Genomic DNA, 19632 nt, shown 5'->3' with positions numbered 1-19632 from the left:
CTTCGCTCAACCCTTAACCGCACCGGCGGTAGCGCCGCCCACGATGTACTTCTGCAGATACTGGAACAGGGCGATCACAGGAATCATGGTCATAACCGAGCCAGCGGCGAAGATGCCAAGGTTGTTGGAGCGGTCGCCGGAGAGCATGCCGTACAGGCCGACCGCCAGGGTCTTCTTGGAATCGTCGGTCAGGAAGATTGAACCCAGGATGAACTCGGAGATGATGCCGACGAAAGCCAGGAGGAAGGTGGTGGCCAGAATGGGCTTGAGGGAGGGCAGCAGGATCCGATAAAAGACCTGCCAGTGGGTGCAGCCGTCGAGGATGGCGGCCTCATCCAGCTCCTTGGGGATAGTGTCGAAGGTGCCTTTGATCAGCCAGACCTGTCCCAGTGCACCACCCATTAGGGCCAGACAGTACCCCAGCAGCGTGTTCAACCCGATTGAGGGAAGCACCTCCCCGATGTCGGAGATCATGTTGTAGATGGCGATCATTGAAAGGGTGGCGGGAAACATCATGATCAGCAGCAGCGCCAGCAGTCCGCCGCGGCGGCCCTTGAAGCGGAAGCGGCTGAAGGCGTAGGCGGCCAGCACGGAGAAGAAGATCTGCATCGCCGCCACCGCGGCGCACACGATCATGGTGTTCAAGTACCAGCGGATGAAGGGGCCCCTGGTGCCATTGAGCAGCGTCTGGTAGTTGACCAGGCTCACTCGGCTGGGGATCAGCGAGGTCGACGCCACCGTTCCCAGGGGGTTCAGGGAGGCGGAGACGACGTACAGGATCGGGAAGGCGGCGAATACGAGCGCCAGTACGCCAACGACGTGGCGCCAGCCTACTTCGCGGAACCAGCGGCCGAAGGGCATCCGATTCTGCTTCGGTTCTGTTCCCGTGGTTTCGGGGGAGCTGGGTGCCGGGCGAGTAGTGGAGCTTGTAACTTCAGTCATTGTCAATCAATTCCTTCTGGCGCGTTCAGTTGATGTCCTCAAGGCGGCGTGTGGCGGTGAACTGTGCCGCGGCCAGGACGCCGGTGATGAGGAACAGGACAACGGATACGGCCGAGGCGAAGCCGTAGTCGGCCCCCGATCCGCCGAAGGCGATGCGGTAAACCATGGAGATGAGGATGTCGGTTCCGCCGCGGGTGTACTCACCGGGTGCGAAGGGGCCGCCCTCGGTGAGCAACTGGATGGCGTTGAAGTTGTTGAAGTTGAAGGCGAAAGTGCTCACGAGCAGGGGCGCGACCGAGACCAGCAGCAGCGGGGTGATTACGCGGGTGGTGGTCTGCCAGCCGGAGGCTCCATCGATGCGCGCGGCCTCTTTCAGCTCATCGGGGATGGACTGCAAAGCGCCGGTGCACACGATGAACATGTAGGGGAAGCCCATCCACGTGTTGGTCAGCAGCACAGCGATCTTCGCCCAGGTCGGGTTGCCGAGCCAGTCGATGTTCAGGTTGAGTAACTCGTTGATCAGACCGAAGTCCCGGTTGTAGAAGTTCGACCAGATCAGCAGGGAGATGAAGCCGGGAACCGCATAGGGCAGCAGCAGCAGAGAGCGGTACAGCTTCTTGCCGCGGATGCGGTCGTCATTGAGGGTAAGGGCCAGGAAGTAGCCCAGGAGGAAGGTGAACAGCATGGAGCCGGCGGCGAAGATCAGGGTCCAGGAGAAGGCTCCGCCCAGCTGCTTGAGCAGATTCTGGTTGCCGAACAGGCGTTGGAAGTTGGCCAGTCCTATGTCCTGCTTCCAGGACTGGACCAGGCGTTCGCCGTCGGCATTGACGAAGTAATCAGAGTTGCCGATCTTCTGTACCGTGTACACCTCGCCCGTCTGGGTGTTGGTGATCGAGTCGGTCTGCTCGTCGTACACCATTGTCTTGATGCCCTCGAAGGCCGAGCGCACGCCCTGAACCTTGATGGCGCTGGTGTCGGATACCGACAGAGTCAGGTTGGAGATCGTGTCATAGGCGGTGTTGACCTGCTTGCCGTTCAGGACGGTGTAGCCGGCGGCGGCGGTGACGTAGCCATCGGTGACCGTGACGTCCATTTCGGTGGCGGACTGGACCATCTCCCCATCGGCGCCGTACAACACCTCCCCGGTTTCGGCATCGACCAGGAACAGGGTGAAGGGACCCTCCTCCAGGCTGCCGGTGGTGGCCACGGAGAGGTTGTACAGGGCGGAGTCGGCGGCCTGGACCACGGAATTGTTGGTGATGGTGGTGATGGCCTCCTCCTTGGTGCCGCGGAAGCCGTCGCCGAAGTTGGTGAAGGCGGTCTGGACCGTGATGACTATCGGCACGATCAGGAATACCACCAGAAAGAAGGTGCCCGGGAAGAAGTACTTGCCGGGGATGAACCGCCTGGTGGAGAACAGGACGAAGATGGCGACAGTGGCCGCCACCACGATGAACATCCACAACCACATCCGCCCGGCGAACAGCAGCGGTAGCAGGTAGGCCGCGACGGCGAGGGCGGCACCGAGGACGAGTATCCGCCCGAGCACGGAGCGGATCGTCGTCGTCCGTTCCCGCGGCATGCGGTTAGGAGGCGACTGCGGGCTGTCTGGGTTGTCCGCGCCTGAGGCCGCGCGGCCGCCGCCGGTGTGGGCGGTTGGGGACGTCATCGTCGAATGACCTTTCATAAGCCTGAAAGACAGATGGATAGCAGAGGTGGCAGGTCAGGGGCGGGGCGAAACCGATCGAGGAGAGCCGAGCGGTCCAGGAGTCTTGGACGCTCGGCCCCTAGGCGGTGCGTGATGCAGGCCGGCTATAGGCACAAGGGCCGTGGGGGCAGACGGCACGGCTGCCGCCTGCCCCCTACGGCTCACAGTCCCAGCGTGGACTTGATCTCTTCTGCGGCGCTGGTCATGGTGGACTTGGAATCGGCGCCGTCGACGATATTGGCCTCGGCCATTCCCAGCGGTCCCCAGATGGCGGCCATCTCCGGAATGGAGGGCATCGGGTCGGCACCAGCGGCGAACTCGACGAACTTGACCATGTTGGCGTCGCTGGACTCCAGCTTTTTGGCCAGATCCTGCTGGACTGGAGGCAGCGGGTTAATGGCGTACATGGCCTCGGCGATAGAGGAGTCCTTGGCGATCTCGGCCGCGAAGGTCTCTGCGAAGGCCTTGTTCTTTCCGGCATTGGCGACGAAGAAGGCGTTGACACCGGCGAAGGGGCGTGCCTCTCCCATGCCTTCGAAGCCGGGAATCTTGGATACCTCGTAGTTGATACCGGCTTTGGTGATGTCTGCGATGGCCCAGGGGCCGGAGATGAGGTAGGCGGCCTTGCCCTCGGTGAACAAGGAGATGGCGTTGTCGCCGCTCACGGTCTTGCTCAAAACCTTCTGCTGGCCCAGCGCCCCGATCTTCTCGGCGGCGGCAATTGAGCCCTCGCCGCCCACGCCCAGGTCGGTGGCGTCCAGGGAGCCGTCGTCCTTCTTGCCGAACAGGTATCCACCGCCGGAGGTGTACAGCGGCTGCATGTGGTAGGCGTCACCGGACTCGCCCACGGGAAGGGAGAGCACGAGGTCGGCGCCGGAGGCCTGGCCGGCCTCAGCCAGCTCCTCAATGGTGGCCGGCGCGGTAACGTCGGTCAGGTCCTTGTTCACGTACAGAGCCAGCGTCTCCACGCAATAGGGCACGCCGTAGTACTGCCCGTTGTAGGTGACCGCGTCCAGGGCGATCTGGCTGTAATTGGCCTCTGCGGCCGAGTCCAGCGTGATGGGGGAGATCGAGCCGTTCTGGACCAGGTTGCCGATCCAATCGTGTGCGGCCACGATCATGTCCGGGCCGTTGCCTGCGGAGTTGGCGGCGATGAAGTTGCCCTGGAGATCGTCGGCGACGATCTGCACCGCGACGTTGATGTCCTGCTTATTGCCCCACTCCTGGGCGATGTCCTTCAGCGCGCCCGCCTTGACCTCATCGGTCCAGATGACCAGGTCTGCGCTGTCATCGCGGACGACCTGTTCCTCGGCGCCCTCGGCCGGGGGAGTATCGGCCTGAGCGGAGGATGACCCTGCATCTGAGGGAGCGTCGTCGGAGCTGCATGCGGCAGCGGCGGCGAGGGTGGTGGCAATGGCGGTCATGGAGAGGAAGGACCGGCGATTGAGAGACACCGTGATTCTCCTTCGAATCTGAATGGAGCTGATGAGATGACGGGAAAAAATGTAACGCACATCTGCAAGCCATGCAAGAACACCCGGGGTGCGGTGCAAAAAAGTTGCAGAGTGGTGCCTCAGGCAACAGTGGCAGCTCCGGTCCACACCGTGGTTGTCGGCGGCACTATCAGGCTGCCGCCATCCTGTTCCAAAGCTGCCGAGGACAGCAGCACCTCGGCGTGTTCGGGCAGCATCAGCGCCCGCGGCGAGGTGTTGACCAGCACCAGTACATCCCGAGTCAACGCCACCAGCACGTCCCGAGGGCACCACTCCAGCCCCTCGACAAAGGCGAAGGGCGCTGCCGCCAGGTTATGCTCACGACGCACGTAGGTGGCATGGCGGACGGTGGCCAGTGGAGAGCCGAACTCGGAGCCCTGGGAGGCAGCCAGGGAATTAACGACCTCGGCCAGTGCCAACGGGTCTAGCGGCCTGTCCTCGTCCGGCATGCCGATCTCATCCCCCTGGCGCAGATAGACGGCGCCGGGCAGCGCCAGCACAAGAGCCTGCAGGGCCAAGGCGCGTCGGCGCAGCTGTGGGCCGGGGGCGGTCTCGAACCAGCGATTCCCGTCACCGGGCCTCACCGAGTCCAACAGACGGTAGCTGGGTAGATAGCGCCACACGGGAGGGGCGCCGAAACGGTCGTGCTCCGCCAGTGAGCCCGTGATGGCAGCGGTGAGTGACTCCCGATCCCAGCGGGAGAGCATGAGGCGATCATCGCGCAGGTGATGCAGCCAGTCGTCCTGCAAATGGTGGCGCAGTGCGTCAGGGTAGCTGGCCGACACATCGGCACCGAGTGTGCCCTCGGGCACGTACTCGGCCAGTAGGGACTGCACGGCCGTGAAGTACTCGCTGAGGCGCTCCAGGTCGGACTCATCCGACACCTCCGGCGGGATGATCATGCCCAGGTCCACGCCGTCGGCACCGCCGGCCAGGAAGCTCGCGGACCGTTCGACCAGCCCTTCGTAGTCGCGCTCGTGGCCGGTGATGATCTGGTTGTCCTGGCGGGCGTACAAGCCCGTCACCGGGCCCAGGGCGCCGGAGATCCGGACGATCACGCGTAGGCCCACCTCGTGGGCACGCTCGGCGAAACGGTGGAAGACCGTCGTGGCGGAGTTGGTGGCGAGCCGGGAGGGACGCAGCAGGATGGCGTCGAAGCCCAGGGAGACGACATGCTCGCAGATGCCGCCCAGGCCGTCCAGTTGCTCGGCGCCGAGCTCGGGTGAGGCGATCTCATACACGAGCCCGTTGCGCCACCACTGTGCCGGACCGGCGTATGCGCGGTGGATGAGCGTCGTCATGGTGGTCACGGCAACCGGTTCCCTTCCGCCGGGAGCTACCCGGACCTGCGGGCCACACCCGGCCCGCGGGGGCCGTGTGCGAGTCCCAGTGACAAGACATCCTGCAAAGCCGTACAGCGACGGCCTGAGCCATAGTAACCCGCCGTCAGGAACGCTGCCGCCACGTCCTGCGATACGTTGGACTCATGTCCGTCTCACAAGAGCACCCCCCAGGCGCGGTGTGGCCCGGCGTGGGCGGCGCGGACGAGGACACCGGCGATCTGATCGGTTACGGCGCCACCGACGTGGCACGCTTCGTGCCCGAACCGCCCAAGAATCCCCAACGCACCCCCTTCGAGCGTGATCGGGCCCGAATACTTCACTCCTCCGCTCTGCGCCGCCTGGGCGCCAAGACCCAGGTGCTGGGGCCTTCCAGCGACGACTTTGTGCGCACCCGCCTGACCCACTCCCTGGAGGTCGCCCAGGTGGGTCGCGCCCTGGGCCAGGCACTGGGCTGCGATCCCGATCTGGTCGACGCCGCCTGCCTGTCCCACGACCTGGGCCACCCGCCCTACGGTCATAACGGGGAGCAGGCGCTGGATGTGGTGGCCCAGTCCATCGGGGGTTTCGAGGGCAATGCCCAGACCTTCCGCATCCTGACCCGCCTAGAGCCCAAGACGCTGGACTCCACCGGCCGCGGTGTGGGGGTGAACCTGACCCGGGCCGGCTTGGACGCCGTCGCCAAGTACCCCTGGACCAAGGGGGAGGGGCCGGGCGGCCCCGCCGGACGCTCCGCTAACAAATACAGCTGCTATGAGCAGGACCGTGAGATCTTCGCTTGGATGCGCACCGACGCCCCGGCGGGCCGCAGGTGCCTGGAGGCCCAGATCATGGACTTCTCCGATGATGTCGGCTATTCGGTCCACGACGTGGAGGACGCCATCGCCCTATTCAGAATGGATCCCGCCCTGCTGGCCGATAGCGCTGAGATCGTCACATTGGTGGATGCAACTCGCTCCTGGTACGGCGGCTCCATGAGCGCCGACACTCTCGGCGCGGCCTGGGAGCGACTGGTCCGCCAGCCGTTCTGGATCCGTTCTTACAGCGGGGCGCTCGCGGATGCGGCGCGATTGAAGAACCTGACCAGTCAGCTCATCGGCCGCTTCATCTCTGCCGTCGCAGGTGCCACCAGGGAGGTCTTCGGTTACGGGCCGCTGACCCGCTATGACGCAGACCTGGTCATCCCCGAGCAGACGGCCGCCGAGATCATGGTCCTGAAGGGTGCGGCGGTGCGCTACGTAATGGCGCCCCGTGAGCATGAGCCCGTGTATCTGCGTCAGCGCACCGAGTTGTTCGATCTGGCCGACGTCCTGCTCGAGGCGGGAGGCCGGCACCTGGAGCCCGTTTTCGCTCAGGCCTGGAACGAGGCGGCCGATGACGCCGGACGGTTGCGTGCCGTGGTGGACCAGATCGCCTCCCTGACGGACACCTCCGCACAGGCCTGGCATGCACGTCTGTGTGGAATGCTGTCCGCGTTCTAGGCGGGTCGGTCGCTGCGATCGGGGCCACGGTTCGTTTAGCAGCCCTCGCCTAGGATGGGACTATGGCGGGACTGATCAAGCGCGAGGACATCGATGCGGTGCGTGAGCGCGCCAAGATCGAGGACGTCGTCGGCGAGCACGTCACGCTCAAGAGCGCGGGCGTGGGCGCCTTGAAAGGGCTGTGCCCCTTCCACGATGAGCGCACCCCCTCCTTCAACGTACGTCCTCAACTGGGGCTGTGGCACTGCTTCGGTTGTGGTGAGGGTGGCGACGTCTTCGACTTCGTGCAGAAGATCAACCATCTGTCTTTCACCGAGGCAGTGGAGTACCTGGCTGGCCGCGTGGGCGTGCAGCTGCGATATGAACAGGGCGGCGCCGTCAAGCGGGGCATTGAGCCGGGGACCCGGCAGCGGCTGCTGGAGGCAAACCGTCTGGCCGAGGCCTGGTTCCAAGAGCAACTAGCCACGCCTGCCGCCCAGGCGGGCCGTGATTTCCTCACCGGCCGAGGCTTCGACCGCAGTGCCGCCGCCCACTTCGGCGTGGGCTACGCCCCGGAGGGCTGGGACAACCTGGCCAATCTGCTGCGTTCCCACGGTTTTACCGAGCGGGAGCTGGTTGAGTCAGGGCTGTGCGGGCGCGGCAGCTCCGGCCGCGTCTACGATCGCTTCCGGGATCGGCTGGTATGGCCCATCCATGACGTTACCGGAGCCCCGGTCGGCTTTGGCGGGCGTCGGCTGTCGGATGCGGACAAGACCGTTCCCAAATACCTCAACACCCCTGAGACAGCCATCTACCACAAGGGGCAGGTGCTGTACGGGATCGACCTGGCCAAGACGGAGATCGCCCGCACCCATCAGATCGTCGTCGTCGAGGGTTATACCGATGTCATGGCTGCGCATCTGTCCGGAGTACCCACTGCGGTGGCCACCTGCGGCACTGCCTTCGGTCCGGATCATGTGCGCATCGTGCGCCGTCTGCTGGGCGATGCCGCCGATCCCTCCGCCGGGGTGATCGCGGGTAACCGGGTTCGCGGCGGCGAGATCATCTTCACCTTCGACGGCGACGCCGCAGGTCAGAAGGCGGCCCTGCGTGCCTACGGGGAGGATCAGCACTTCGCCGCGCAGACTTTCGTAGCGGTTGAACCACGTGGACTGGATCCCTGCGATCTGCGCATGGAGGAGGGGCCTGATGCCATACCGCGCCTGCTCGGGCGGCGTGTGCCCCTATTCGAGTTCGTGATTCGCGCATCCCTGGCGAACCTGAACCTGGACACCGCCGAGGGGCGGGTGCAGGGACTGCGTTCAGCGGCGCCCGTAGTCGCCGGTATCCGTGACCGGGCCCTGAAACGGGAGTACACGAGACGTCTGGCGGGCTGGTTGGGACTGCCGGAGAGCGAGGCGGTCGGGGCTGTGCGGGCCGCCGAGCGGCGCGGCCCACGGCCCGGCAGCTCGGTTATCGGCGCTCCGGGTGGCGACGGCGTTGCCGAGCCGATCGGTCAGATGATGGCGGAGGATCGCCCCGGCCTGCCGCCGGTGACCGACCCGGTGGAGAAACTGGAGCGGCGGGCGCTGGAAGTGATTGTGCAAGCCCCCCAGATCGCCGCGCGCATCGGCGCGGACGACATCAACGCGGTCGCCTTCTCCGTACCGATCCACCGTGCCGTCTTTGAGGCCATCGAGGCGGCCGGCGGAGCCGCGCAGGTCGATGAGCTCGTGCAACACGCGTTAAGCGCGGGACTGGCCGGACCCGACGCCGTCAAGCGCGCCACCACCCGCTGGCTGGAGCGGGTGCGCGCCGGGGCCTACGGTCCGGTGGGTGCGGCGGTCACCGAACTCGCCGTCGCCCCGTTGCCACTGCCCGCCCCACGAGGCAACCGGGAAGGTGAGGCCGACCCGGACGCCGTCGAGCGCTACGTCTCCGGCGTACTGTCCGCCCTGGCCCGCACCGGTATCAATCGGCGACTGACGGAATTGCGTTCCCGCCAGCGGCGCATGAGCCCGAATGACGCCGGGTACCGGGAGGTCTTCGAGGAGATAACCGGCCTGGAGAACCGGCGTATGCAGATGGCCCGACAGGCATGAACCGCACCACGCGTCGGTGCGAGGCCTTCTGGCGCGTGGCGCGTACCGGAACCTGGTTCGTACCGGCCCGCGGCGGGACTACAGGCCGCGTTCGCGCAATTCTCGCATAGCCTGTGCCCGATTCTTGCGGGACAGTCGATCCAGGTACAAGCGGCCGTCAAGGTGGTCACATTCGTGCTGGATGCAGCGTCCCATGAGCTCCTCGCCCTCCACAACTACCTTCTTGCCGTCCAGGTCAATGCCCTCGGCGCGCGCATACCAGGCGCGCTCGGTGGGGAACCACAGGCCGGGCACCGACAGACAGCCCTCGTCGCCGTCCTGGAACTCGTCCTCCGACAACTCAACGATCCGCGGATTGAGGATGTAGCCGATCTCTCCGTCGACATGCCAGGAGAAGGCGCGCAGACTCACTCCGATCTGATTGGCGGCCAGGCCTGCGCGTCCGTCCTCGTCGACGGTCTGGAGTAGGTCCTCCACCAATGCCTTGACGGAGTCGTCGATGTCGGTGATCGGGTCGCAAACGGTGCGCAGCACCGGATCGCCGATTATGCGGATGTCGCGGTAAGCCATGGGTACATCCTCGCACGTCAGCCACCGAGATCGGTCGATCTAACCATCGAGATCGGTCGATCTGACCATCGAGATCGGTCGATCTGACCATCGAGATCGGTCGATAACGCGCCTGGCGACGAGTTGCACTGCTCGATCATCTAGCCTGGGGTCGTGACCCGCTCGCGCAAAGCCTCCCCCCAGTCCGCAGCACCGTCCGGCATTGTTGCGCGCCTGCGACGTCGAGCCACACTCCCGCCGGAACTGTCCGCGCTGGTATCGGCCGATGGGCGGGTGTTAGGGGCGGTGCCGCTTTCCGACGACGCCTCCCGCTGGGCGGTGGCGACTACTCGCTTTCTTACCGTGGTGGGCCGCGACGGCGTGGAGGTGCGTAAGGGTTGGCACGAGGTGGAACGCGGTCGTTGGGACTCGGAGGTGTCGACCTTCACCCTGAATTGGACCGACGATTCTGGACCGCTGCTGCTGGTGGTCCCTGCCGAGATCAGCCAAGGAGAGGTAACCGTGCGGGTGGACGTCGCGCCTTTCGCCCGGGCGCTGCGACAGGGGGTCGAGTCGGCTCTGGTCCATTCCGTGACCGGTACCCTGCCCGACGGTAAGCAAGTGACGGTAAGCGTCCGCCGGGACCCGGAGGGGGAGCTGTACCTGGCCAGCGACCTGCCCGCCCATGCCTTGGCGGGGCTGGATGCGAGGGGGAGAGCCGTCTTGGCTGAGCTGCGCAGGCGCGCTCGAGACGGTGTGGGGCTTCCCACAATCTGATTTTCCGGCGTCATGGCGCCGCGCCGAAGACGGGACTCAATTCGACCTTCGCGCCACCGGCTTGCTACAGTTCCACCCGCACCCGGTGCGATCCCGCGTAGCTCAATGGCAGAGCATCCGACTGTTAATCGGACGGTTGTTGGTTCGAGTCCAACCGCGGGAGCCCAGCCGAACCCCGGTCCCCAGCGGCCGGGGTTCCGTTGTTTCCAGGGTGCATGCTCGCCGTGGCGGTGCGCGACGGCGTCAATGCTCGCAACTGCTCTGAAAGAGCCGAAACCTGGTCCTGTAGTGCGGTCACCTGCGCCTGTGTAGCCGCTTCCTGTTCTTGGCTCTCCTCATTGACCAGGGAGACGATCCAGGAGGCGAGGGTGGCGGTGACCACGCCGATCACGGCCACGCCACCGATCATGAGCAGTATGGCGGTGCATCGGCCGACCGTCGTCACAGGTACAAGGTCGCCGTACCCGACCGTGGTGATAGTGACCAGCGACCACCACACGGCGTCCGGGAATGTGGTTATCGATGCGCCCGGCGCTGCCCGTTCGGCATCCAATACCGCCAGTGAGGCCACGAAAGAGAGCAGTGCGACGCTCCCGGCGGTATAAGCGGTGATGCGTCCCCGCAGGGCGGTTCCGGCGCTGCGGCGAAGGACCCCGATCAGTGCCAGCAACCTAACCAGCCGCAACGGTCGCAACATGGGCAGCACCACCACTGCGAGGTCGGGCAAGTGATGGGTGAACCAATGCGGCCGATCGGAGGCCAGTGCGAAACGCACGCAGTAGTCCACGGCGAACACGGCCCACACGATGTTCATCACCGTCTCGGGGAGGCGACGCGCAGGGCCCTGAAGATCCGCGATGACCTCCCAGGCGTAGACGATGAGGAAGATGACGGCGGCGGTGATGAGTGGCCATTCGGTGGCACGTTCCCACAGGCTCAACAACCGCTGTCGAGAGTGTTTCGTTTCAGCGGGCATGTAGGTGATCCTAGAGCCAAGGCGGCCCGGCGACTGGCTTTGCGCCGTCGGCTCTGGCATGATCCAGTCACGAGCCGTGTGTTTCACGCGAGGCGCCCGGATGATCCGAGAACGTAGGGGAAGACGAATCTCGGAACAACCAGGAGGCGATCAACGTGAACGGTGCCTACACCCGCGGTGTGTTTTTTGTGCACTCTGCGCCCCGTGCCCTGTGCCCGCATATTGAGTGGGCCATGGCCGAGGTGCTGGGCAGTCGCGTCCACTTGGAGTGGACCGAGCAGCCCGCCGCTCCAGGGATGATGCGCGCCGAGACCAGCTGGGTAGGCCGTGTCGGCACCGGCGCGCAACTGACCAGTGCCCTGCGCGGCTGGGCGAATCTCCGTTATGAGGTCACCGAGGAGGCCTCGCCCGGCTACGACGGCGGGCGCTGGTCGCACACCCCCGACCTGGGCATCTTTCACGCCCAGACCGACGTTCACGGCAACGTGGTGGTTCCCGAGGATCGTGTGCGTGCCGCTCTAGCCCACGCCGACCAACCCGCCGTCATGCGCCGGCAGCTCGACCTGGCACTTGGGCAGGCCTGGGACGATGAGCTCGAGCCCTTCCGCTACGCCGGCGCCGGGGCTCCAGTGCGCTGGCTGCATCGAGTCGGCTGAGGGCGCCGGGCTGAGGCGACAGCAAGACGAGTGAGAGTAGCGGGCCCACGGCCACATCTACCGATCTCGGTGGTTGGGGAGATGGGTGAAGGCCAGAGCCGCATTGTGACCGCCGAAGCCAAATGACGTACTTACAGCCGCCTCCAGGCCGGGTACGTCCCGGCCCTGCGGACCTACCACATCCAGGCCCAGTTCTGTGATGGCCGGATCGATGCCAGCTGGCAGCAGCGTAGGCGGCAGCCAACGCTCGTGCAGAGCCAACACCGTAAGCACCGCCTCCAGGCCGCCGGCGCCGCCCAGCAGGTGCCCGGTTGCGGATTTAGTCGCCGAGACCGCCGCCCCGGGCACGGTGCGGGCTAGCACGCGCGCCTCGACGGCGTCTCCAACACCGGTGGAGGTCGCGTGAGCGTTGACATGACCGACCTGCCCGGGGCACAGGCCACCGCGTTCCAACGCCAGCCGCAGCGCTCGCTCCTGCTGTCTACCATCCGGGTCTGGTCTTACGGCGTCGTAAGCGTCAGCGGTGACGGCGGCGCCGGCCAGCACTGCCAGTGGGCGGGCGCCCCGAGCGGCGGCGTGCTCCGCCGCCTCCAACACCAGCACGCCGGCGCCCTCTCCGAGCACGAAGCCGTCCCGGTCCGGGGCGAAGGGCCGGGAGGCGGTGGCGGGGTCGTCATTTCGTGTCGACAGTGCTCGCATGGCGGCGAAGGCGGCTACGACCATAGGGTGCAGGGAGGCGTCCGTGCCCCCGGCGACGACGATGTCGGCTCTTCCCAGGGTGATCAGGTCCGCTCCGTAGGCTATGGCCTCCGCGCCGGAGGCGCACGCCGATACCGGGGCGTGTACGCCGGCCTGCGCGCCGAGCGCGAGTCCCACCGCTGCTGCCGGTGCATTGGGCATCAGTGCCGGAATCGCCGTCGGCGGCACACGGCGCGGCCCGCGCTCGCGCAGATCATCCCAGGTACTCATGACGGACCCCACCGGGCCGATTCCCGGCGAGATGGACACCGCCAATCGCTCCGGCTTGACCGTAGGTGCGCCGGCATGCGTCCATGCCTCACGGGCGGCCAGCAGCGCGCATTGGCTGGCCCGGTCCAGGCGGCGGTGCTCCCGAGCGGATAGGTAATCAGCGGGTTCAACAGCAAGCGGCGCGGCGATCCGCACCGGCAGGTCGCGCGCCCAGTCGGCTGTGAGCCCACGCGCTGCCGACTGCCCGGCACGCAACGCCTGCCAGGTTCGGGGTGCGTCCCCCGCCAACGGGTTGATGGTCCCGAGCCCCGTCACCATGACGGTGCGGGTCTCGGGGGCGGGCACGGTTCGCGGCACGACGGCGTTCAGCGCTTGTTGCGGCCAACCAGGTCCACGAGGGCACCGACCGTGGTAAGTGTTGGGATCAGAGCATCGTCGAGGGTGATGCCGAAGCGTTCCTCCACCTGGGTGGCGATTGTGAGCAGGCCCAGGGAATCGATGTCCAGATCCTCGGTGAACCGGGAGTCGGGCGTGACCAGTGCCGTGTCGACGCCGGCCTCCTCGGCGACGATCTGGGTGACTGCTGCGAGGATGTCGGTGGGGGAGTCGGTCATGATGAGCTCCTTATATTGCATGGGGTGGATTGCTTTGGATGCGGAGGTCGCTTAACGACGCACTACTGAGTCGGGCCGGCAGTGAGCCGACCGACGATCACGGCCAGGTGCAGTACCAGCCCGTCGCGGGCGTCGGTGGCATCCCAGCCGATCTGCTTGCTCACCCGGCCCAGCCGGTAGCGGACCGTATTGGCGTGGACGAACAGAGTACGCGCCGTCATCTCCAGGCTGCGCCCCAGCGCCAGGTAGGTGACGACAGTCTCCTCATACAGGACACCCATTTCGCGTAACGGTCCGGTTACCAGGGCCTGAATCTGCTCACTCGCTAGGGGGTCCCCGGCCAGCAGGCGCTCGGGCAGCAGATCATCGGCGCGACATGGGTTCGGGGCCTCGGACCAGCCGGGCAGGGCACGCAGACCGGCCAAGGCAGAGCGCAGCGAGTGACCAGCCTGCGCAACTCCGTCGACCACCGGACCGATCACCACTGCGCCGTCCAGGTCGGCTGCGATACGGTCGGCGGCGGAGGCCAGCTCGGCATGCGGTGACGCCGTGGCGGAGGACTCGGCCGGCTTTGCAGCACCGCCGAGGACGACGATCACGGAGTCACCATGCACCGAGACCAGGCAGTCCTGTACGTGCTGGCGACACTCATGGCGCAGCCGAGAGGTGGCCAGTGCGTCGAGAACCGTGCGTGCCACAATCGCGACCGCGGGACCGGTGCCGCGCCATCCCGCGGTGCCAGCGCGGGCGGCGGCGTCGTCGGGGGAGTCGTGCAACATGGCATCGACGGCGACTGATTCCAACCGGGCGTCCCAGGCGCCGCGGGCCTCGGCGACCCTGGCATACACCTTGGCGACGGCGAATCCCACATCACGGCCGAAGGTAAGTACCCGCACTCTGACGGCGTCATGTCCCGCGGCGGGCACGACGTCGGGCGCCTCCTCCTCCACGACGTCGACTACGGTGCGTACCAACTCCAGGGTCTGCTCAAGAGTCACCGCGCCGGTCAGGGCGACGGGCGCCACATTGAAGATGCCGGACGGGTCCACCGCCCCGCCACTTTCGTCCACTGAATCCACGAACATCGTCACGCCCACCCGCGCGACCTTCTCGATCTGGTCGCGCGAGGCCGCCGACAGTGTGCGGTACCACGGGTGGGCCGCACTGATGCGGTCCAGGGAGTGCTCGATAATCGTGTTCTGCGCCTGGCGCAGGGCCGTGACGGCCGGGGCGCTGAGCTGGTCCATGCGTCGATGCTAGCGACCGATGCCGCTACTACCGAATGCGCCACTACCAGCCACCGCCGCGGACTACCGGCGAGCTTGGGGATTAGGGTGCCGATTCCGCGGTGTGCGTGGTGGGCCCGGTAGGGTCGGAAAGGCGGGGATGGCGTCGTCGACTCCCCGCACCCGCCCCGGTCGACGGCAGCGCCCTGCGGCGCGGACGGAGGAAGCGACATGACATCAACAGTCACAGCCACTCGCACCGAGGAGGACCTGCTGGGGACCCGGCAGGTGCCCCTGGACGCCTATTGGGGGATCCATACCTTGCGCGCCACCGAGAACTTCCGCATCTCCAAGGAGACGGTGGGCGACCAGGAGGAGTTCGTGCGCGGCATGGTGGAGGTCAAGCAGGCCTCGGCCCTGACCAATAAGGAACTGGGCACGGTGACCGCGGAGATAGCTGATGCGATTGTGTGGGCGTGTGACCAGGTGCTGCAGGCGGGCCGTTGCCTGGACCAGTTCCCCATAGACGTCTTCCAGGGCGGCGCCGGAACCAGCGTGAACATGAACACCAATGAGGTGATCGCCAACCTCGCCCTTGAGCACCTGGGCTACGCCAAGGGCCGCTACGACATCGTCAACCCCAATGACCACGTCAACAAGTCCCAGTCCACCAATGACGCCTACCCCACCGGGTTCCGCCTGGGCGTGTACCGGGCAATTAACGGCCTGGAGATGGACCTGTGCGACCTGATAGACGCCCTGCTGGCCAAGGGTAAGGAGTTCGCCGATGTGCTCAAGATGGGACGCACACAGTTGCAGGACGCCGTCCCCATGAGCCTGGGATCGGAGTTCCGTGCCTTCGCCGAGCTGCTGGATGAGGAGATCCCGCGGTTGATGAATAACTCGGCGCTGCTGCTGGAGGTGAACCTGGGGGCGACGGCGATCGGCACCGGGCTGAACACCCCGCCCGGCTATCGGGAGACGGTGGTGCGTAACCTGCGCGAGGTCACTGGGCTGCGGGTCACTGGCGCCCACAACCTGCTGGAGGCCACCGGCGACACCGGTGCCTATGTCTCCATGCACGCCGCCATTAAGCGCCTGGCCGTGAAGCTGTCAAAGATCTGTAACGATCTGCGGTTGTTGTCCTCCGGGCCCCGTGCCGGTCTGGCCGAGATCCGGCTCCCGGAGCGGCAGGCCGGCTCCTCAATCATGCCGGCCAAGGTCAACCCGGTCATCCCCGAGGTGGTCAACCAGGTGTGCTTCAAGGTGATTGGCAACGACTTGACGGTGACGATGGCCGCCGAGGCCGGACAATTGCAGCTCAATGTCATGGAGCCGGTGATCGCTCAGGCCTGCTTCGAGTCCATCCGCTTGCTGCGCCATGCGCTGATCACGCTGAAGGATCTGTGCGTGGTGGGTATTGAGGCCAACGCGGAAGTATGCCGCCGCAACGTCATGAACTCCATCGGCATCGTCACCTATCTCAACGAAGTGATCGGCCATCACAACGGTGATCTGGTGGGACGTGAGTGCGCCCGCTCCGGCCGCAACGTGCGCGAGGTGGTGCTGGAGATGGGACTGCTGGACGAGGCCGCGCTCGACGAGCTGCTCAGCCCGGAGAACCTGATGCGCCCCCGCTACCGGGACGCCCATCACTACTCCGGCTCGGACCCGGATGTGCGCACGGTGTCGGAAGACGAAGAAGAGCAGGGAGAAGAGCTAACAAGGGGTGAATAAGGCCGGGCGGCCACAGGCGTCGGCGTCGGCGGAACTGAGTTCGCCGACGCCGCCGCCTGTGGCCGTTGTGTGGGGCCTTTGTGGGTGGGGCTCAGGAATGCCCGCCCTGAGCGCCGGAGCGACCGGCGGACGGGTCCTGGAGTCGGTAGCGGGCGATGGCCTGCGCTAGTACGGAGCGCTCTGCACGCCCCTGCGCGACCAGGGCCTGCAGCGCCTTGACCACCACGGATTCGGCGTCGATCAGGTAGTGGCGGCGGGCGGCCGCACGCGTGTCGGAGAAGCCGAATCCGTCAGCTCCCAGGGTGTGGAACTCCCCGGGCACCCAGGCGCGGATCTGATCGGGCACCAGGTGGTCGAAGTCACTGGTGGCGATGAACGGGCCGGAGGCGCCCGCCAACTTGGCGGTCAGATAGGGCACGCGCTCAGGCTCATCCGGGTGCAGGAAGTTGTGCTGGTCCGTCTCCAGGGCCTCACGGCGCAGCTCGTTCCAGCTGGTGACCGACCACACGGCGGCTCGCACGCCCCAGTCCTCGGCCAGCAGACGGCGGGCCTCGCGGGCCCAGGGGACGGCTACGCCAGAGGCGAGCAGCTGCACCTCGGGACCGTCCCCTTCGGGCGGACCATCGAGGCGGTGAATGCCCCGGACAATCCCCTCCACGTCAACGGCTGCGGGCTCGGCCGGCTGGTGGATCGGCTCGTTGTAGACCGTTAGGTAGTACATGACGTCGCGGTTGCGGTCAGAGTCGGGGCCGTACCAGCGTTCCAGGGCGTCGCGCACAATGTGGCGGAGCTCGTAGGCGTAGGCCGGATCGTAGGTGACCACGGCCTCATTGGTGGCCGACAGCAGGGGGGAGTGTCCGTCCATGTGCTGGGTGCCCTCACCGGTCAGGGTGGTGCGTCCAGCCGTGGCCCCGATGATGAATCCCCGGGCCAGCTGGTCGCCGGCCGCCCAGAACTGGTCGCCGGTGCGCTGGAAGCCGAACATCGAGTAGAAGATGTAAACGGGGATCATCGGCTCCCCGTGAGTGGAGTAGCTGGTGCCGACCACCTGGAACAGGGCAGCCGAGCCCGCCTCATTGATGCCGGTGTGCATGATCTGCCCGGAGACGGACTCCCGGTAGGACAGCATCATCTCCGCATCCACCGGAGTGTAGTTCTGGCCCTGGGTGTTGAAGATCTTGCGGGTGGGGAACAGCGACTCCAGCCCGAAGGTGCGTGACTCGTCCGGCACGATCGGCACGATGCGTCGCCCGATGTGCTCATCCTTGATCAGTTCTTTGAGCAGCCGCACAAAGGCCATGGTGCTGGCCACCTGCTGCTTGCCGGAGCCGCCCTTGAGGATCTCGTAGGGGGCGTCGCCCGGCAGTTGCAGCTGGGCCCCGGGGTCGCGGCGCTCGGGCAGGAAGCCGCCCAGGCGGCGGCGCCGCTCAAGCATGTAGGCCAGCGCCGGGTCGTCGGGCTCGGGCCGGTAGTAGGGCGGCAGTTTCGGGTTAGCCTCGAGCTCGGCGTCGGTGATGGGGATGTGCAGGCGGTCGCGCAGGCCCTTGAGATCCTCCAGCCCTAGCTTCTTCATCTGGTGGGTGGCGTTGCGGCCGGCGAAGTGGGAGCCCAGCAGGTAGCCCTTGACCGTCTGGGCCAGGATGACGGTGGGTTGGCCCTTGTGCTCGGTGGCCGCCTTATAGGCTGCGTACATCTTGTGATAGTCGTTGCCGCCGCGCTGGAGGGCCCAGATCTCCTCATCCGTCCAGTTCTCCACCAGCTTGGCCGTGCGTGGATCACGGCCGAAGAAGTGCTCGCGCACGTAGGCGCCGTCGTTGGCCTTGAAGGTCTGGTAGTCGCCGTCGAGTGTCTCCATCATCAGGTGCTCCAGGGCGTGGTCCTTGTCCGCCGCGAGCAGCCGGTCCCAGCCGCGCCCCCAGATCACCTTGATGACGTTCCAGCCCGCACCCTTGAAGCAGGCCTCCAGCTCCTGAATGATCTTGCCGTTGCCGCGCACCGGACCGTCCAGCCGCTGGAGGTTGCAGTTGACCACGAAGGTGAGGTTGTCCAGCTGCTGGGAGGCGGCCAGCTGCAGCATGCCGCGGGACTCGGGCTCGTCCATTTCGCCGTCGCCCAGGAAGGCCCAGGTGTGCTGGGCGGAGGTGTCCTTAATGCCGGCGCCTTGCAGGTAGCGGTCGAACCAGGCCTGGTAGATGGCCTCCGCCGGCCCCAGCCCCATGGAGACGGTGGGGTACTCCCAGAAGTCCTCCATGCGCCGCGGGTGCGGGTAGGAGGGCAGGCCCCGCCCGCCGGCCGGCCGGGAGACCTCCTGCCGGAACCCGTCCAGGTCTGCCTCGGTCAGCCGGCCCTCCAGGAAGGCGCGGGCGTAGTTGCCGGGGGAGGCATGCCCCTGGAAGAAGACGTGGTCGCCGCCACCGGGGTGGTTCTTGCCGCGGAAGAAGTGGTTGAAGCCGACCTCATAGAGGGTGGCGGTGGAGGCGTAGGAGGAGATGTGGCCGCCAACGCTGATGCCGGGCCGCTGCGCCCGGGTGACCATCACGGCCGCGTTCCAGCGTAGCCAGCGGCGGTAGGTGCGCTCAACGTCCTCGTCGCCGGGGTAGTAGGGCTCATCAACGACGTCGATGGTGTTGATGTACGGCGTGGTGGTCTGCGCCGGCACGGTCACGTTCTTGCGGCGTGCCTCGGCGAGCAGGCTCAGCAGGATGAAGCGGGCCCGGGGGCCGCCCTTTTCTGCGATCAGGGCGTCGAGCGAGTCGCGCCACTCGCCGGTTTCCTCCGGGTCGTTGTCGGCCACCTTGTGCAGCAGGCCGTCTATCAGTGGGGCGGAGTCTTTAGAAGGGCTCACTGGAAACCTCTTTTCTCGGGTTCGCGCGGCTCGTAGGTGCTGACGGCGGGCCTGGCGCAGCGGACGGCGTCCGTACGGACGTGCCCTGGCCGCCGTGCCGGTCGCCTGGACGATCGGCAGTTCTAATCTATGAGACCGTCGCCTCAGGGCACACCCTAAAAGGGGAATAAAGTCCCACTTTGTTCGTGATGTCGCTCACTCGGTAATGGGTAAAAGTTAGTGCTTACGACGGGAGGTC

General features: G+C 66.3%; 15 protein-coding genes and 1 tRNA gene. 6 read left to right on the top strand and 10 right to left on the bottom strand.

The genetic code is table 11. The features are described from left to right. Window positions 1-6 precede the first annotated feature (6 nt). The 4 genes from CWT10_RS08625 to CWT10_RS08610 all read right to left on the bottom strand — a co-directional run bounded on the left by CWT10_RS08625 (window position 7) and on the right by CWT10_RS08610 (window position 5453). Window positions 7-942: a sugar ABC transporter permease gene (locus CWT10_RS08625; RefSeq protein ID WP_103062751.1), complete on the bottom strand. Its 936-nt coding sequence runs from the start codon at window positions 940-942 to the stop codon at window positions 7-9. A gap of 25 nt (window positions 943-967) precedes the next feature. After that, complete coding sequence (locus tag CWT10_RS08620) at window positions 968-2611, bottom strand: ABC transporter permease subunit (RefSeq protein WP_233188098.1); 1644 nt, start codon at window positions 2609-2611, stop codon at window positions 968-970. Between the two features lie 200 nt (window positions 2612-2811). Continuing rightward, window positions 2812-4104 (bottom strand): sugar ABC transporter substrate-binding protein, encoded by a 1293-nt coding sequence (locus CWT10_RS08615; RefSeq protein WP_103062752.1) that lies wholly within the window; start codon window positions 4102-4104, stop codon window positions 2812-2814. A 119-nt stretch (window positions 4105-4223) separates the two neighbouring features. Beyond that, window positions 4224-5453 (bottom strand): alpha-amylase family protein, encoded by a 1230-nt coding sequence (locus CWT10_RS08610; protein ID WP_103062753.1) that lies wholly within the window; start codon window positions 5451-5453, stop codon window positions 4224-4226. Between the two features lie 176 nt (window positions 5454-5629). Here CWT10_RS08610 and CWT10_RS08605 point away from each other — a divergent pair, with 176 nt between their 5' ends. Both CWT10_RS08605 and dnaG read left to right on the top strand, forming a co-directional pair. Then, window positions 5630-6964, top strand: a complete 1335-nt coding sequence (locus CWT10_RS08605; RefSeq protein WP_103062754.1) for a deoxyguanosinetriphosphate triphosphohydrolase — start codon at window positions 5630-5632, stop codon at window positions 6962-6964. 62 nt (window positions 6965-7026) lie between these two features. After that, window positions 7027-9045: a DNA primase gene (dnaG, locus tag CWT10_RS08600; RefSeq protein ID WP_103062755.1), complete on the top strand. Its 2019-nt coding sequence runs from the start codon at window positions 7027-7029 to the stop codon at window positions 9043-9045. A 78-nt stretch (window positions 9046-9123) separates the two neighbouring features. On the opposite strand, the gene def is transcribed toward dnaG, so the two are convergent. Further along, on the bottom strand, window positions 9124-9615 hold the full coding sequence (def, locus tag CWT10_RS08595) for a peptide deformylase (RefSeq protein ID WP_103062756.1): 492 nt from the start codon (window positions 9613-9615) through the stop codon (window positions 9124-9126). Window positions 9616-9768: 153 nt separating this feature from the next. Between def and CWT10_RS08590 the strand changes: the two genes are divergently transcribed. Together CWT10_RS08590 and CWT10_RS08585 are read left to right on the top strand one after the other, a co-directional pair. Beyond that, a complete protein-coding gene (locus CWT10_RS08590; RefSeq protein WP_128683365.1) occupies window positions 9769-10371 on the top strand; it encodes a hypothetical protein in 603 nt (200 codons plus the stop codon). Window positions 10372-10462: 91 nt separating this feature from the next. Further along, window positions 10463-10534, top strand: a tRNA-Asn gene (locus tag CWT10_RS08585). Here the strand turns inward: CWT10_RS08585 and CWT10_RS08580 are convergent. Then, window positions 10496-11347, bottom strand: a complete 852-nt coding sequence (locus CWT10_RS08580; protein WP_103062831.1) for an ion channel — start codon at window positions 11345-11347, stop codon at window positions 10496-10498. The two genes, CWT10_RS08585 and CWT10_RS08580, sit on opposite strands and share 39 nt — an antisense overlap. 155 nt (window positions 11348-11502) lie before the next feature. On the opposite strand from CWT10_RS08580, the gene CWT10_RS08575 reads away from it, so the two are divergent. Continuing rightward, the gene (locus CWT10_RS08575; protein ID WP_103062758.1) at window positions 11503-12003 is read left to right on the top strand and encodes a DUF3145 domain-containing protein; all 501 of its coding nucleotides are present in this window, start codon (window positions 11503-11505) and stop codon (window positions 12001-12003) included. Window positions 12004-12060: 57 nt separating this feature from the next. Here the strand turns inward: CWT10_RS08575 and CWT10_RS08570 are convergent, their stop codons facing one another. The 3 genes from CWT10_RS08570 to CWT10_RS08560 all read right to left on the bottom strand — a co-directional run bounded on the left by CWT10_RS08570 (window position 12061) and on the right by CWT10_RS08560 (window position 14833). Further along, the gene (locus tag CWT10_RS08570) at window positions 12061-13290 is read right to left on the bottom strand and encodes a beta-ketoacyl-[acyl-carrier-protein] synthase family protein (protein ID WP_103062832.1); all 1230 of its coding nucleotides are present in this window, start codon (window positions 13288-13290) and stop codon (window positions 12061-12063) included. 47 nt (window positions 13291-13337) lie between these two features. Continuing rightward, window positions 13338-13586 carry an acyl carrier protein gene (locus CWT10_RS08565; protein ID WP_103062759.1) on the bottom strand — a complete coding sequence of 83 codons (249 nt, stop codon included), beginning with the start codon at window positions 13584-13586 and terminating at the stop codon, window positions 13338-13340. A gap of 62 nt (window positions 13587-13648) precedes the next feature. Beyond that, window positions 13649-14833 carry a PucR family transcriptional regulator gene (locus CWT10_RS08560; protein ID WP_103062760.1) on the bottom strand — a complete coding sequence of 395 codons (1185 nt, stop codon included), beginning with the start codon at window positions 14831-14833 and terminating at the stop codon, window positions 13649-13651. Between the two features lie 210 nt (window positions 14834-15043). On the opposite strand from CWT10_RS08560, the gene aspA reads away from it, so the two are divergent. Beyond that, on the top strand, window positions 15044-16549 hold the full coding sequence (gene aspA, locus CWT10_RS08555) for an aspartate ammonia-lyase (RefSeq protein WP_103062761.1): 1506 nt from the start codon (window positions 15044-15046) through the stop codon (window positions 16547-16549). Between the two features lie 91 nt (window positions 16550-16640). On the opposite strand, the gene aceE is transcribed toward aspA, so the two are convergent. Then, window positions 16641-19394 carry a pyruvate dehydrogenase (acetyl-transferring), homodimeric type gene (gene aceE, locus CWT10_RS08550; protein ID WP_128683364.1) on the bottom strand — a complete coding sequence of 918 codons (2754 nt, stop codon included), beginning with the start codon at window positions 19392-19394 and terminating at the stop codon, window positions 16641-16643. Window positions 19395-19632 lie beyond the last annotated feature (238 nt).

This window comes from Actinomyces qiguomingii (genome assembly GCF_004102025.1).
Lineage (GTDB): Bacteria > Actinomycetota > Actinomycetes > Actinomycetales > Actinomycetaceae > Actinomyces > Actinomyces qiguomingii.
This window is presented reverse-complemented; position numbering and strand designations above follow the sequence as displayed.